We start from the raw sequence: 15,061 nt of genomic DNA, 5'->3' as shown, positions 1-15,061 counted from the left end.
ATCCTAGACACTAGCCCCTTTATTACTTTGCTATAGCAGAAAGCCACCGTATATAAGAGCCCCAGCAATAACAAATGCCGGGTGAACTTTTAGTCGTTCGATCAGGATATAGCTAGCTCCAGTTAAAAATACCGTCTGCCAAATGCCGATTCCTTCATACGATTCGAAGAAAAAACGCCATGCCATCACCCCGAGTAGAATCGCGATAACTGGCCTCACAAATAAGGTAAGCCTTTTTACCTTTGGGGAATCCTTGTATTTAAAAAGGATGCGCAATAGTAGGATCATTAAAATTAATGATGGCGCAACAGCTGCAAAAACGCCCACCACTGCACCAAGTATGCCCCCTACATCATAGCCAATATAGCCTGCGAGTTTCGTAGCAATTGGCCCTGGTAATGCATTCGCAAGGGCGAGCATTTCACTGAACTCCTGGACACTCATCCATGCAAAACGACCGACCACTTCGTTTTCAACTAGTGGAATAGAAGCAGGTCCGCCACCATAGCCTAGGATACCTGGTATGAAAAAGGCAATAAAAATCTCCCAGTAGATCATGAAGGATCACGCTCCTTCTCACCAGCATTTTGTTTCGGTTTATCCTTTATTAGCAAGGCAATCGCAAGCAGGCTGGCAATGATAATACCAGGGTGCAAGCCAACGATCTGAATCAGTACAAATAGAATCACTACCATGATCGCCGTTTTTACCCAACCAAGTCCACTACCTGATTTAGCAATAAACTGCCAGGTGAGAACTGCTAGCATCATACCCACAACGGGGATGACCGCTGCTGTCATTCCCTGCACCCAGTCATAACCTTTAATGGAGGAAAGCGAGCCAAGTAATATGATCATAAGGATAATCGTCGGGACCATAGTCGCCACCACAGCATTTAGCATACCCCATATGCCTGATACCCGGTAGCCAATATAGCCTGCTAGTTTCGTAGCAATTGGTCCAGGTAGTGTGTTTCCCAAGGCAAGCAGATCACCAAACTCTTCATTATCCATCCATTTATATTTCTCAATTACTTCCTTTTGGATTAAGGGAATGGAAGCAGGTCCGCCACCATATCCAAGAATCCCTACTCGAAAGAAAGCTATAAATAAATTCCAATGTGTTTTCATACGTCACGAACCTTTTCAACATAGTAAAGTTACGTTTCTCTTTTATCAGGCCTGGTTTACTCCAAGTCCCTTTCTTGTTCTGTGCTTACCAGGCGGAAACGCTGCCGTCTGTACGTGATTCTGTACCGCCGATTAAAATACCGGTCTCCGCATCACGCCAAATAATTTGCCCTCTTCCAAAGCTATTTGGCTCAAGCTGTATTTGTATTTTGTGTCCCTTATCTGCCAACCCTTGTGCGAGATGGTGCGGGAAGCGATTTTCGACCTCAACTTGCTTTTCTTTTAACCACTGCCAACGAGGCGCGTCCAAGGCTGCTTGCGGGTTCAAATTAAAGTCAATTGTATTCATCATCACTTGCACATGACCTTGTGGCTGCATAAATCCACCCATGACACCAAATGGTCCAACAGGCGAATCATCCTTCGTTAGGAACCCCGGAATAATCGTGTGGTACGTTCGTTTGCCCCCTGCCAATGCGTTCACATGGTCAGGGTCCATGGAAAAATTATGCCCGCGATTTTGCAGTGCTATTCCCGTTCCTGGAACTACAAGGCCGGAACCAAAGCCCATATAATTACTCTGTATAAAGGAAACCATATTTCCTTCCCCATCTGCTGTTGCTAAGTAAACAGTACCGCTGCTGTTCGGCTCCCCCGCTTCAGGCAACAGTGCTTTTTCTGTGATGAGCTTCCTGCGTGTTTCCGCATAAGCTTCACTTAGAATGTCTGCGGTAGTATGATGCATGGCATCCTCTTCTGTCACGTGTTTTTGACCATCAGCAAAAGCCAACTTGATTGCCTCAATTTGCTTGTGATATGTATCCACAGATTCTTTTTCGTTAAAAGTAAAACCTTTAAGTATATTTAGTGCTTGCAGGGCAATAATTCCCTGACCATTTGGTGGGATTTCCCATACATCATAGCCTCGATAATTCACTCGAATTGGATCTACCCAATCTGGTTTATATGCAGCTAGGTCCTCGACTGTTAAAAAGCCTCCATTTTCCTCAGAAAAAGCTGCAATTTTCTCGGCAAGCTCTCCTTTGTAAAAGGATGCACCTTTTGTTTCCGCAATAGCACGAAGCGTCTTAGCATGATCAGGTGAAGACCAAATCTCTCCTATTTTTGGAGCACGGCCCTTAGGCGCGAAGGTTTTGAACCAGTTCTCAAATACTTCATCCGTTAATCTTTCTTTAAATACTTCATATCCACGGGCCCAAAACTTTCCTAAAGTTGGTGATATTGGAAATCCCTCTTCGGCATACGTGATGGCTGGTTCTAGAACCTCGGTTAAAGGAAGCTTACCAAATCGCTCTGATAGCTCTGCCCATGCGCCTGGAGTACCAGGTACCGTAACAGGAATCCATCCATGTGTAGGGATTGTTTCATGCCCCTTCTCTTTTACTGCATCAATTGAAATACTTTGTGGCGAACGCCCACTGGCATTCAGTCCGTGTAGTTTCCCTTTTGTCCAAACAAGGGCAAATGCATCTCCCCCTATTCCGTTTGAAGTTGGTTCTACAACAGTGAGACATGCTGCAGTGGCAATTGCTGCATCAATGGCATTACCGCCTTTTTTTAATATTTCTAATCCAGCCTGTGAAGCAAGAGGCTGTGATGTTGCCACCATGCCCTTTTTTGCATATGTCGCATGCCTTGTAACAGGATACGGGTAAGATGGGTTTGTGAATGAATCCATTTTTTTCGCTCCTTCGTTGTCTGAATTATAAAAACATCATACGTAATGTACAGCGATTTGTCAACACAATAAGAAGGTGATAATATGGTTATACTTACATTTAGATTTATGATTTTAACATATACTTTCATAATGTGGAGATGGTGGAGGTTAAATGATGAAATATGATGATATTGATAAAAAGCTTTTGGAGGAACTAACTGAAGATGGCAGGTTATCCTATGTCGAACTGGCAGAAAAGGTCGGCCTCTCCCGTGTCGCTGTTAAAGACCGTATTCAAAATCTGAAAGACAAGGGCGTCATTGAAAAATTTACTGTCGTCATAAACTCCGAAAAGTTCGGCAAGAACGTTTCTGCCTTCTTTGAAGTAGATGTGGAGCCCAAACAGCTGCAGCAGGTGGCACAAAACCTAGCGGATAATCCACACGTTGCAAGCATTTACCAAATGACTGGGCCGAGCACCTTACACATGCACGTCCTCGTGGAAGACTTTCAAAAGCTGGAAGTGTTTATAAATGAAGAGCTATACGCCGTTACAGGCATCACCCGTGTTGAGAGCTCCGTTATCTTGAAGCGATTTAAGAGCCGGACTGGATTTAAACTGTAGAGTTGGTGGTGTTGATAGGGTTGTTGGCTATGGCATGATGGTGCGCTTTCTCTTGTTGGCGTGCGACTTTCTTGTGCTGGTACGCGACTTTCCATGCTGACGTGCGACTTTTCCCCGCTCTCACGCGGCTTTCTGTCCTGGCATTTAAAAAACCAGCATTCAGCTGGTTTTTCACCAATAATAGAGGGTAGAAAGAATAGCGATCGCCATGAAAAAAAGGCTAGAAAATATACTAATGGCGTAGTGTTCCTTTTTACGAAGAATACCTGTGTCATAAGCCAAATAGGTTGTTGTCGTATGTATTGGCAGAACCATCATGCTGCCAATGATTAGAATGATAAGAAACGCAAGTTGAATTGGCGGCAATCCGATCAGCTGAGAATACGACATGACGATCGGAAAGATCACAATTACTGCAGACGATGGGACGACAAAGAAAAAACGAAGTGCAAATACAATTAATGCAATGATCACTACCTTTATAACAATCCCCGCATTATCAGGAATCAATTCAACTAGCATCCCTGCCAGCTGCTGAGCAGTACCATTTGCTTCAAGAACGTAACCCAGTGAAAAGGAAGCACCGAGCAGTAAAAAATTTTCCCAATCAAAGCTTCGAATTGTACGATTGGTGATCAGCCCTATCCTAGGCAACGAATAAAACACAATTAGCAACATAGGTGGAAGTAACAGTGGAACACGGTTTTGATCGGTTACAATCCACGTCAGGATCATAAGTACAAATGCACCTGTCACAATCCAGAATGTGCTATTTATTTCTTCGGTCTCTATTTCTTCGTGCTTGGGTAGTAGTTCGTTATCTTCTGGTTTTCCAACCCACTTTAAGTAGTTCCAAACTAAAAATGCAAGGATAAATGCACCAATCCATAATGGTGGTGCGATAAGTAGAAACCAGTCCATCCACCCAAGGTTCGCAATTTGATAATCTCGAATTAACTGTGAGGCCAGAATTGGAAAGCCACCACCAGTATAAATGATCATAGTAGCGTTCTGATTCATCATGCCTATTACATAAATACAATACTTCTGGAAAACACTCTTTTCTGTGAATCCGTAAAACCGATTTAAGCTTACCGTTACTGGTAGTAGCATCTTAAAGCGAGCGACAGCTGACGGCAGAAAAATAGGCAAAGCTGAAATGAACAGTGGCATTCCAATAATGACAAATGCCGGCCCTCCTCTGCTGATTTTTAACAAAAATCCCGCAATGACACGATCCATTCCTACTTTTACAAGAGACTTGCTGATCAACGATAGCATGAAAATAAAATACAACGCAGGTGAAAGAAATCCGATTACGGCTTCTTCCATGGTATCAACCAAGCCGAGTAATAGTAGCATGGCGAGAATAAGGATACTGCTGGCGCCTGTAGGGATCGGTGCTGCTACCCATAGATAAATCGCTAACAGAAGCAGTAACAATGTTCGCAGTTGTTCTGGGGTAAACTCTCTCCCTATCCCTGCATTCCACAAGCCGAACAGGGCAATCGCGGTGATGCATAACAAACTGTAACGAAAGATATTTTTAAACAGTACCATTTCTCGTACCCGCATATAGTTACGCTCTTCTACTTCGGACAACACGAATCAATGGAAAAACGAAAGAAAGTAAGGCCACAATTAACAATGTTAACGCAATTGGATCTTGGACAAAAACCATAAGACTACCATTGGAAATGGTTAGAGACTGCCTAAATGCCTGCTCCATCATGCCACCAAGAATGAACGCGAGAATAAACGGTGGTGCCGGAAAAGAAAACAATCTCATTACAAAGCCGACGACTCCAAAGAGTAATAACATATACAGATCAAATGTATTAAAGCTAATGGCATAAACGCCGATGATACTAAACATGATAACAAGGGATATCAATAACGGCCGTGGTATTTTTAATATCTTTGCGAAATACGGAATGAGAGGCAAATTTAAAATCAGCAAGAAGACATTCCCTATGTACATACTTGCAATAATACCCCAGAAAATCTCCGGCCTATCCGTCATTAACAATGGGCCTGGCTGTACACCTAGCACAAGAAAGGCACCCAGCATCACTGCAGTTGTACCAGACCCAGGAATCCCCAAGCTCAGTAACGGGACAAACGCTCCACTGGTTGCCGCATTATTGGCCGTCTCAGGGGCGGCCAACCCTTTGACGGACCCTTTACCAAATTCCTCAGGATTCTTTGATAGCTTCTTCTCCGTAATATAAGAGATAAAAGATGCTATCGTAGCACCAGCACCTGGCAACACGCCAAGAATAAATCCAAGGAAAGAGTGGCGTGTTACCGGTCCGCTCATGTCTTTGAAGTCCTGTTTACTAAGACGCATACTTCCCAACTTATGTGCATTTTCCTGGGAAAGATCTTTTCGTTTAATAATTAGCGTACAAACTTCCGCAAGTGCGAAAAGTCCAAGTGCAATGACTAAAAAGTCAATTCCTTCTAATAGGTTTACATTCCCAAACGTAAACCGCTGGGTTCCTGTTTGCGCATCAATACCGATTGTGACAATCATAAATCCCGTTACAGCAGATATAAGTGCTTTAATCGTACTACCTTCAGACAAACTTGAAATAGCTGTAAGGCCCATCAGCATTAATGCAAAATAGGCAGGTGGACCAAACGAAATCGCAACACTTGAAAGCATGGGAGCTAATAGCATAAGCAGGATAACACTAACCGTACCACCAATAAACGAACTGATCGCCGCTATGGCCAATGCTTTTCCGGCTTTCCCCTGTTGTGCCATCGGATAACCATCAAATGCGGTTGCCACTGCACCAGACACACCTGGGGCATTTAATAAAATCGAGGATGTTGATCCGCCAAATATAGCGCCATAGTATACACCTGCCATCATAACTAACGCAGGCGCCGGATCCATTCCAAACGTAATTGGAATCATGACCGCGATAGCACTTATGGGGCCCAACCCCGGCATCATTCCAATAAAAGTACCTACAAAAACACCAATCATAACAAACAACAAGCCTTCCAAACTGAAAGCCACTTGAAACCCTGCTATAATTCCTTCTAATGAACCCATCTTGATCCCTCCTTAAAACGGCCATAATCCTTGTGGCAGACTTATATTAAGAAACTCTGTAAACATCCCATACATACATAATGGAAATAGGACAGACACAAGGGCATTGCTTAAATGCTTCTTATACCCAAGAAACCACGAACAAAAGAAAATAAACAACATTGTTATTAGGACGAATCCCATTAATTCCAAAAAAAGAATATACACAAAAATAAAGGAAAAGACAGCAAGTAGTGCCCCAATATCCTTCTTAGGAATTTTTCTTCTCGCCTTCTGCTCTTCTGTTTCCGAGTCTTTTGAAAAATAGAGGCAAGATGCCAAGAGGATTAAAAGAATGCCCAGTGTGATGGGGACTATATCTGCATCGACTGGCACATAGGCATACGAAGGAAGCTGAAATGCGAGGATCAAATAACCAATCCCAACGACAATTAAAACTAAACTAATTCGTTGATTCACTGTTTTTAACATGCTTACACCACCTGGTTTGTGAAATAAATGGAAGTCAGTGATCTAAAGATGATCACTGATCTCCCTTAATATGAATTGCTATTCGCCAAGTCCTAATTCATCAAGTAATGATTGTATCTCTCCCTTTTTTTCATCAAGGAATTGTGTGTATTCCTCACTATTCATGTACATTTCGTCCCACCCGAACTGTTTGCGTATATCTGCAAAGGCATCAGAATCGCTCAATTCTTTAAACTTTTCTTCATAGTAGGCTACCGCCTCTTCATCCATGTTTGGTGGTCCAAAGAATCCTCGCCAGTTAACAAACGTCGCATCAATCCCCTGTTCTTTAGCTGTTGGGAAGTCTTCCAACACTTCACCTTCCAGCCTTTCTTCAGAGGTCACCCCAAGAACTTTGATAGTCCCCGCTTTGACTTGCTCTACTGTTTCAGAAACGCCAGTGGAGAAAACATCCACGCTTCCATTTAAAAGTTGAGTCAAACCGACACCATCTTGGTCTGATACGTACTTGATTTTTGTCACGTCAACCCCTGCTGCCTTGGCAATTTGAACAAACTGAATGTGATCCATACTTCCTGGTGACGAAGTTCCAACCACTGTTATACTGGAAGGGTCTTTCTTCATATCATCAAATAGTTCATTTAAGTTGTCCCATTTGGCATCTGCCGCTACTGCAAACGCTGCATAATCGGCTATCACGTTAGCAATCGGAGTAAAGTCTTCATGACCATATTCCGATTGACCATTTAACGGTATAAAGAGAAGTGGCGGGGAAGCTACAAACATATTGTATGGACTTCCCTCTTGCCCAGCTACATAAGCCCAACCGACTGCACCGCCACCACCAGCTTTGTTAACTACACCAATATCACTGTCTATGATTTCTTCTTCCGTGAAGACCTTTGCTGCCATTCTGGCTGTAGTATCCCAACCACCGCCTGCCCCAGCAGGTGCCACTATCTCAATTGGCTTCTCAGGTTTCCATTCTTTGGAGCCCTCTGTTCCACTTGCCTCTTCATCACTTGCAGAACAGGCTACTGATAGAATAAATAGTAGGACAAAAACTGCGCCTATTAAAACCTTTCTCATCAAATTACCCCCTTTTTTAAATCAAAAAATTCACATAATTAAATTCTTACCACCACTATATAGAAGGATAATCATAATGTAACCGTTTTCAAAATAATGGGTAATAAGTTTTTTCTATACGTTTTGGTCATTTTGTTCATGGGTCCATCAGGGATAAATAAGTCCTTGCGATGCAACATAAAAAAGCGAACACGATAGTATTCGCTTTCAGCTTAGCCTTTGTTAAGCCAAACAATATAATAGCTGCCAAGTGCCTTTAAACTAATTTTAGTGGTAAAATGAATAATCTTCGGCGTGATGATTGTTCCTCTTTAACGGCTACTTTTTAACATGATATTTTCTTTCTGGCCTTCCTACTACGCCATATTCCAATTCTGCTTTGATCTCTCCCTCGGTGATAAGGTATTCGAGATAGCGCCTTGCAGTCGTTCGGGAAGTGCCAATTTCCATACCCATTTCTTCTGCAGTTACCCCATTGTTTAAAGTATGTATGCGTTGCTTTATTTTTTCTAGTGTAAGAGGGTCAATACCTTTTGGTGTTTGCTTTTCCATAATTGACATGCTATTTCCATAGCCGAAATAATCATCAAGAAAATTCTGGTCCAACTCCTTTTGTGCTGCAAGTTTTTCCTTTACTTCTTTGTACCGTTCCATTGTCTCCATGAATCGCTCCATTTTTACGGGTTTCATAATATAGTCAAATACCCCGTTACGCAACACTTCCCCTACGATTTTCGCTTCGGTGGCGGCAGAAATCATAATAATGTCCAATTCTTTGTTTAAGGATCGAATGGTTTGTAGCAGTTCTGACCCTAAAATATCAGGCATATAAATATCTAGCAGTACTAGATCTATTTTCTCTTTTTCTATGAATTTCAAAGCTTCTTTCCCATTTAGTACTTTTCCGACAACTTGTACTCCTTCTACTTTCTCTAAAAATTCTTCATGGATACCGGCAATCCGATAGTCATCTTCCACAATAAGCACATGTATCATACGCTCCCCCCTTTTTTCAACGGTGAACACGAGGAATGAACACAGTAAATACCGCTCCCCCATTAGGTTGCGTGTGCATCTCCAAATGCCCTCCCAAGTCTTCTACTGTTTCTTTTACAATGGCCAGTCCATATCCATGTGCCTGTTCATCATGCGTTTTTGTAGTGTAGCCCTGCTTAAAGATCCGATCTATATTTTCATCAGGAAGACCCGGTCCATTATCCGCAATCTCAAATACAATGTCTTCTCCCAGATCGGTTGCAAAGAAAACGATGTGTTTTTCCGTCTGATCTGCTACCGCCTCTAGGGCGTTATCGATTAGGTTTCCCAATATGGTTATAAGCTTAGCAATATCCACCTTTTCGGGCAATGGTTCGAGATAACTGTTTTCATCGATTTCAAACGTTACCTTTTTCTCTGAAGCTTTTCCGATTTTCCCAAGTATTATGGCTTGTACGGTACGATCGTTTATCTGGTCAAGCAGTACTTTATGCTGGTTTGCAGCGAGCTGTGACTCTTTTTGAATAAGCTCAATTGCGTCCTGGTAGTGACCCAGCTGTAACAATCCTGATATAACATATAATTTGTTAGTATATTCATGGGTTTGTGCCCGTAGATCTTCAGAGTACTGTCTGACCTCTGATAATGTATTAATCATCTCATTTAATTCGGTCTTATCACGAAAGCTGGAAACTACTCCTACCACCTCATCTCCATCCATGATAGGGGTGCGATTAACAATGACCTGCCGTTTATTCAGGACAAATTCTTCATCTTGACCAGTATTCTTGGAAAGCAACACATCATACATTTTGGTATTTGGAAAAACATCCTCAATTTGTCTACTCTCCATATCTGCTTGTAAACCTAATATTTTCCGTGCTGATCCATTCATCAAGCTTATTTTCCCTGTCTTATCCATTGCAATAATCCCTTCTCTAATACTGGAAAGAATTGCAGTTCTATCTCGGTACAAGGAAGCAATCTGATGTGGCTCCAATCCTAGAGTATCCTTTCTTATATTTCGAGATAGCGCGATACCTCCACCTATACCAATAAGAACGACGAAAAGAGAAGCTCCGCTTATTTTCACCAATTTGCTAAATATCATGGAACGAATATCCTCCACCATAAAGCCAACTGAAACAATCCCTACAACTTCTCCCTCGTCATTAAAAATCGGTGCTTTTCCTCTTAATGATGGACCAAGACTTCCTATCGCCTTTGAAGTGTAATACTCTGCATCTATTAAGGCCCGGTCATTATCGCCCCCGACCATTTTTTTGCCAATCTTTTCGATATCAGGATGAGCGACGCGGACACTTTCTTTATCCCCAACCACGATAAATTCTGCCCCAATATACTCCCTAATTTCTTCTGCTATGGGCTGAATAATGTTTGCGGGGTTTTCGTTAGCAAATGCAGCTTTGACGGAAGGCATAAAAGAAAGAGTAGTAGCAACTTGTAGCGCCCGCTCTCCTACTTGCTCCTCCACATCCTTCGATTCAAAATAGGCATTAATCGCGGTTAACAAAAGTGTGACCAACATAATCAAAGTGGTAATAAGCACCAGGACCTTTGTTTGGAGAGAAAACCTAGGCATAGACATTCCCCTTTCTATGAATCTATATCTAATTGCAATTCATTTATGTAATCGCTTTATCATATCATGGTGAATGTTTACTGAAAAGCGACTATTTTAAAGAAAAATAGTACGGTTGTATTGACGGGGAACGAGGAGTTTTTTAGAGAATTGCTTTCTCATCTAAAAAAAGGTATCAGGTCTCCCTGATACCTTTTCATTATGCTGACTTTTTCCAGTTTGTAATATCTTCTTCTAATGGTATGTTGTTTCTCCGTGCCTTTACTGCTGCAAAGAAGAAGGTCACCACTAGTGCGATCGTAATAATGGTTGCGCCGATATATGAAATATTCATTGACAAGCGGAAGCCTATAGGAGCATTTAGTATATAGGTCATGGTTGCCATTAGCATAAACGTACCTGGAATTAAGGCAATCCAATAATTCTTATTGGCAATGAACAAATACATGGATCCGGTAAACAAGGCGATAACTGCTGTTGACTGGTTTGCCCAAGAGAAATAGCGCCATAACAGGTTAAAGTCAATTTGCGTAAGGGCAATTGATATAGCGAATAATGGTAGCGCGATCCACAGACGATTCATGATTTTTTTCTGTGGGAAACGAATATAATCTGCAATAATCATACGTGCGCTGCGGAATGCTGTATCTCCTGACGTGATTGGCAGGATAATAACTCCAAGTACTGCCAACGTACCACCAATAGCACCAAGCATTAAGGTAGAAGCTTCACTTACAACAGCTGCAGTTCCACCATTTGCAAGCAGTTCGTTTAGACCAACTGGTCCATCGAAAAGACTCATGGCTGCCGCTGCCCAAATCATGGCGATTATTCCTTCTGCGATCATCATACCGTAGAAAATTTTACGGCCTTGCTTTTCCCCTTTGGTTGTACGAGAAATGATTGGTGTTTGTGTTGCATGGAATCCAGAGATAGCTCCACAAGAGATGGTTAAGAATAACAACGGAAAGATTGGTGCATTATCCGGATGGAAATTTGCCAATGTAAGTTCCGGGATTGGAGCACCTGATACAATCATCCCAACTGCCACGCCAATTGCACTAATAACAAGCAAGGCACCAAAGATTGGGTAAACCCGTCCGATGATTTTATCAATTGGTAGCAGCGTTGCCAGTAAATAATAAATAAAGATGGCGCCAATAATATAACCTAGTGCAACCCAGCCATTCATTAAATTATAAAGTAAATCTGCTGGTGCTGTTACAAAAACAGTAGCAACTAATAATAGCAATAACACAGCGAAACCGTTTACAATATGTTTCATAAATCGACCTAGAAATTTTCCAGCAAGCTCAGGTAAATGGGCACCCCTGTTGCGGATGGAAATCATTCCTGTTAAATAATCATGTACAGCTCCGGCAAAAATACAGCCAACGACGATCCAAATGAAAGCAACTGGTCCGTAAAGTGCTCCCATAATTGGACCAAAAATTGGACCGACACCAGCTATATTTAATAATTGAATTAAAGAGTTTCGCGGTGTACTCATAGGCATGTAATCTACACCATCACTGCTTGTATAAGCAGGTGTATCCCTTTCCTCTTTCACTCCAAAAATCTTTTCTACTATTTTTCCATACGTAAAGTAACCTATAATTAAAAGTAAAATACCAGCTAAAAATGTATACATAATATTTCCCTCTCCTTCCGATGTATGCGATTACATACAGTGTAAGGCATAAACAAATGAAAGGGCTTTATTTAGCGTAAAATGTCACAAAGAGAGGTTGAAACGCATTAACAGACAATCAAGATGCACAGCTAGCCTCATAGTTCCAGTTTGCTGCGAAGTGCTTTGACATAGTTACGACTCACCGCTAATGCTTCCTCTTTCCCTTCTAACTTTAATCGGTAGGCACCATTAAACCATGGTGTCAGCATTTTTACATAAGCAAGATTCACCACATAGCTTTTATGTATACGAAAAAATTCAAAACCAGCAAGCCTTGCTTCCAAATCCTTTAAGGTGGAACGAACGTGGTATTCCTTCTCAGTAGTTAAAATCTTGGTAAACTTTTCTTCACGGGACAAATACAGAATATCGTCTGGATTAAGATAATGAATTTCCCCATCCGTTTCAATCGATAGCTTTCCTTTAGCTACTATGGTTTGCTCCTCGGCAGAAGAGAACCGTTTTCTCACACGGGAAATCGTTTCCTGTAGCTGCTCTTCTTCATAAGGTTTTAATAAATAATCAAGCGCTTCTAGGCGAAAAGCATCTGCCGCAAACTGCGGATATGCTGTTGCAAAAATAATGAGCGGTGCTTTCTTTAACTCCTGTAATACTTTGGCCGCTTCCATACCGTTCATTTTCGGCATCTCGATATCTAGAAAAACAACGTCTGGTTTCAAGGTAAGACTCTTCACAATCGCATCCTCTCCCGATTCCGCCTCCCCTACTACGTGTATATGTTCAAAGTCACCTAACAGGTGGACTAGTTCCTCACGTGCGTATCGCTCATCATCCACAACGAGTACATCAATTTGTTTCATTCGTTCTTTCCCCCGTTCCCATTGGCAGATTTAAACTAATTCTTGTTCCATGACCTGGCTTGCTGTCTATTTGAATGCCTGCCCGCAACCCAAACTTCATCGTTAATCGTCTATTGACATTATACAAACCGATCCCCGTACCTGTTTCGGATTCAAGCTGTGTTTCGCCAAGTTTCTGTAGCTTGCTCTCTTTAATCCCTACCCCATTGTCTTCAACTATAATGACGATCTTGTCCTTTTCTCGCTTAATGGAGATATGAACAAGCGCGTCTTTTTCCATTTCCTTAATCCCATGCTTGACCGCATTTTCGACTAATGGCTGCAAGGTTAATGGCGGAATATTGTTTTCGAGTACCGTTTCGTCGATGTCATAGGTGACGTGTAATTTGTCTACAAACCTCGATGATTCGATTTCCAAGTATGCCTTCACATGCTCCAGTTCTTGTCTTAAGGAAACAATCTCAGCGGTCGTACCAGCTAGGTTTTGCCTAAAGAAATGGGAAAGAGACATTAAAAGCTTTCGTGCCTTTTTTGGATCGGTACGAATTAAGGATACAATGATATTTAAGGAATTAAACAGGAAATGTGGGCTAATTTGCGCCTGTAATGCTTTAATTTCTGCCTCTTTTGCTAGCTGGTAAGCTTTTTCGGTGTCTGCTAGCTCTACCTGTGTACTTAACAAGGAGCTGAGACCAGAAATAAGCTCCAAATTTACATTGGTGATGTGTTTTTCCGACTGGAAATATACCTTCAGTGTACCGATAACTTCATTACGGCTTTTTAATGGCGCCATGACGACCGCACCGAGCGGACAACCTTCCACACAGCAATGGATAGTTTCATCGTTAGCGACGACAAGCTTTCCGTGCTGAATAACCTCTTTTGTGAGTTTCGTGCGAATCGGTGTATTTGCTACATGGTGATCACTTGCCAGTCCAACATGCGCTAAAATAAGTTCCTTGTCAGTAATTGCAACGGCACTCGGATTAATTTCTTTATATAAAATCGAACAAACCGCTAATGCCGATTGGTTGGTTATCCCCTGTCTTAAATAACCGATAGTCTGCTCAGCAATGCGCAACGTCTTTTGAGCCTGCTCGGCGCTTGCATTTTCTTTTTCTTTCACAACATTTTGCACAATTAACAAGAAAATTGCTGTCCCAAGCCCGTTTGCCAATATCATGGGAATTCCAATGATTTGTACTAGTGTCCACGCCATCTCAAATGGTTTGGAAAGAATTAAGATAATAAGCATTTGAACCGACTCTGCAAGTGCTCCAATCAAAAATGCTGTTGGGAGCTTTAAATATTTCCCTTTCTTTCTGAAGTAACCAGCCATAGCGCCAGCAATGACACTGGCTAAACTACAGGAAACAGCAGTAAAACCCCCAAGCGTTAAACGGTGAATCCCTGCTATAAGCCCAGCCCCTATTCCTACTCGATATCCTCCTAAAAGGCCTGCAATGACCACCCCTATCACACGGGAATTGGCGATTGCTTCCTCTGCAGCGAGATCCATTGTGACACTATTAAATAGTAGAGTACCCGTGTTAAGGGCCACACCATAATACGTTCCCATAATGCCAAATAACCCAAAGAAGAGAATGGCAGTAAACTGCTTCCTATTATTAAGCTGATCTTGATGAATCATGTCCTGGAAGAAGCGAAAACGTGTCAGCACAAACGCAACTGCTACCAAAATACCGATCCGCTCTAGCATCGTTATGAGTAAATCAATCAATGCTCGCACCTCACTAACCATCCGTAAAATATAGTGAAACTTCAATCAGTGGGGGTTTTCATTATTCCCCCACTGATTGTTAGTTAAACGAATCGGGGTGTTAGCGTCCGTCTACTCCCACTTAAACATCACTGTTTCACATCA

The 15,061-nt window shown here is 42.0% G+C and carries 13 protein-coding genes; 1 reads left to right on the top strand and 12 read right to left on the bottom strand.

The genetic code is table 11. From position 1 onward, the window contains the following. Positions 1-30: 30 nt before the first annotated feature. From AC6CHS_RS10805 to ggt, 3 genes are all read right to left on the bottom strand, one after another. Positions 31-558 carry a chromate transporter gene (locus AC6CHS_RS10805; RefSeq protein WP_498235999.1) on the bottom strand — a complete coding sequence of 176 codons (528 nt, stop codon included), beginning with the start codon at positions 556-558 and terminating at the stop codon, positions 31-33. Beyond that, entirely contained in the window at positions 555-1,130 is a 576-nt protein-coding gene (locus AC6CHS_RS10800) for a chromate transporter (RefSeq protein ID WP_498235998.1), read from the bottom strand. Before AC6CHS_RS10800 ends, AC6CHS_RS10805 begins: the two co-directional genes overlap by 4 nt. 85 nt (positions 1,131-1,215) lie before the next feature. Beyond that, the gene (gene ggt / locus AC6CHS_RS10795) at positions 1,216-2,829 is read right to left on the bottom strand and encodes a gamma-glutamyltransferase (protein WP_498235997.1); all 1,614 of its coding nucleotides are present in this window, start codon (positions 2,827-2,829) and stop codon (positions 1,216-1,218) included. Between the two features lie 157 nt (positions 2,830-2,986). Here ggt and AC6CHS_RS10790 point away from each other — a divergent pair, with 157 nt between their 5' ends. After that, a complete protein-coding gene (locus tag AC6CHS_RS10790; RefSeq protein ID WP_036575383.1) occupies positions 2,987-3,436 on the top strand; it encodes an Lrp/AsnC family transcriptional regulator in 450 nt (149 codons plus the stop codon). 171 nt (positions 3,437-3,607) lie between these two features. On the opposite strand, the gene AC6CHS_RS10785 is transcribed toward AC6CHS_RS10790, so the two are convergent. The 9 genes from AC6CHS_RS10785 to AC6CHS_RS10745 form a co-directional block, all read right to left on the bottom strand. Then, positions 3,608-5,011: an SLC13 family permease gene (locus AC6CHS_RS10785; RefSeq protein ID WP_498235996.1), complete on the bottom strand. Its 1,404-nt coding sequence runs from the start codon at positions 5,009-5,011 to the stop codon at positions 3,608-3,610. A gap of 4 nt (positions 5,012-5,015) precedes the next feature. Continuing rightward, positions 5,016-6,503 carry a tripartite tricarboxylate transporter permease gene (locus AC6CHS_RS10780; protein ID WP_498235995.1) on the bottom strand — a complete coding sequence of 496 codons (1,488 nt, stop codon included), beginning with the start codon at positions 6,501-6,503 and terminating at the stop codon, positions 5,016-5,018. 12 nt (positions 6,504-6,515) lie between these two features. Next, the gene (locus tag AC6CHS_RS10775) at positions 6,516-6,974 is read right to left on the bottom strand and encodes a tripartite tricarboxylate transporter TctB family protein (protein WP_498235994.1); all 459 of its coding nucleotides are present in this window, start codon (positions 6,972-6,974) and stop codon (positions 6,516-6,518) included. 78 nt (positions 6,975-7,052) lie between these two features. After that, on the bottom strand, positions 7,053-8,063 hold the full coding sequence (locus AC6CHS_RS10770; protein WP_498235993.1) for a tripartite tricarboxylate transporter substrate binding protein: 1,011 nt from the start codon (positions 8,061-8,063) through the stop codon (positions 7,053-7,055). Between the two features lie 318 nt (positions 8,064-8,381). Continuing rightward, positions 8,382-9,059: a response regulator gene (locus tag AC6CHS_RS10765; RefSeq protein WP_498235992.1), complete on the bottom strand. Its 678-nt coding sequence runs from the start codon at positions 9,057-9,059 to the stop codon at positions 8,382-8,384. Positions 9,060-9,075: 16 nt separating this feature from the next. Next, the gene (locus AC6CHS_RS10760) at positions 9,076-10,662 is read right to left on the bottom strand and encodes an ATP-binding protein (RefSeq protein WP_498235991.1); all 1,587 of its coding nucleotides are present in this window, start codon (positions 10,660-10,662) and stop codon (positions 9,076-9,078) included. 199 nt (positions 10,663-10,861) lie between these two features. Next, entirely contained in the window at positions 10,862-12,313 is a 1,452-nt protein-coding gene (locus AC6CHS_RS10755; protein WP_498235990.1) for a carbon starvation CstA family protein, read from the bottom strand. Between the two features lie 137 nt (positions 12,314-12,450). Then, entirely contained in the window at positions 12,451-13,176 is a 726-nt protein-coding gene (locus AC6CHS_RS10750; protein ID WP_498235989.1) for a LytR/AlgR family response regulator transcription factor, read from the bottom strand. Beyond that, positions 13,163-14,917: a LytS/YhcK type 5TM receptor domain-containing protein gene (locus AC6CHS_RS10745; protein WP_498235988.1), complete on the bottom strand. Its 1,755-nt coding sequence runs from the start codon at positions 14,915-14,917 to the stop codon at positions 13,163-13,165. The genes AC6CHS_RS10750 and AC6CHS_RS10745 overlap by 14 nt, the downstream gene beginning before the upstream one ends. Positions 14,918-15,061 lie beyond the last annotated feature (144 nt).

The sequence above is a fragment of the Oceanobacillus sp. GQ8 genome (assembly GCF_059758495.1).
This window is presented reverse-complemented; position numbering and strand designations above follow the sequence as displayed.

What these genes read in the sequence shown, in the direction of transcription:
- AC6CHS_RS10770 (WP_498235993.1), bottom strand. Translation starts at nt 8,063, where the DNA reads ATGAGAAAGGTTTTAATAGGCGCAGTTTTTGTCCTACTATTTATTCTA.
- AC6CHS_RS10785 (WP_498235996.1), bottom strand. Translation starts at nt 5,011, where the DNA reads ATGCGGGTACGAGAAATGGTACTGTTTAAAAATATCTTTCGTTACAGT.
- AC6CHS_RS10805 (WP_498235999.1), bottom strand. Translation starts at nt 558, where the DNA reads ATGATCTACTGGGAGATTTTTATTGCCTTTTTCATACCAGGTATCCTA.
- AC6CHS_RS10800 (WP_498235998.1), bottom strand. Translation starts at nt 1,130, where the DNA reads ATGAAAACACATTGGAATTTATTTATAGCTTTCTTTCGAGTAGGGATT.
- AC6CHS_RS10790 (WP_036575383.1), top strand. Translation starts at nt 2,987, where the DNA reads ATGAAATATGATGATATTGATAAAAAGCTTTTGGAGGAACTAACTGAA.
- AC6CHS_RS10750 (WP_498235989.1), bottom strand. Translation starts at nt 13,176, where the DNA reads ATGAAACAAATTGATGTACTCGTTGTGGATGATGAGCGATACGCACGT.
- ggt (WP_498235997.1), bottom strand. Translation starts at nt 2,829, where the DNA reads ATGGATTCATTCACAAACCCATCTTACCCGTATCCTGTTACAAGGCAT.
- AC6CHS_RS10780 (WP_498235995.1), bottom strand. Translation starts at nt 6,503, where the DNA reads ATGGGTTCATTAGAAGGAATTATAGCAGGGTTTCAAGTGGCTTTCAGT.
- AC6CHS_RS10755 (WP_498235990.1), bottom strand. Translation starts at nt 12,313, where the DNA reads ATGTATACATTTTTAGCTGGTATTTTACTTTTAATTATAGGTTACTTT.
- AC6CHS_RS10765 (WP_498235992.1), bottom strand. Translation starts at nt 9,059, where the DNA reads ATGATACATGTGCTTATTGTGGAAGATGACTATCGGATTGCCGGTATC.
- AC6CHS_RS10760 (WP_498235991.1), bottom strand. Translation starts at nt 10,662, where the DNA reads ATGCCTAGGTTTTCTCTCCAAACAAAGGTCCTGGTGCTTATTACCACT.
- AC6CHS_RS10775 (WP_498235994.1), bottom strand. Translation starts at nt 6,974, where the DNA reads ATGTTAAAAACAGTGAATCAACGAATTAGTTTAGTTTTAATTGTCGTT.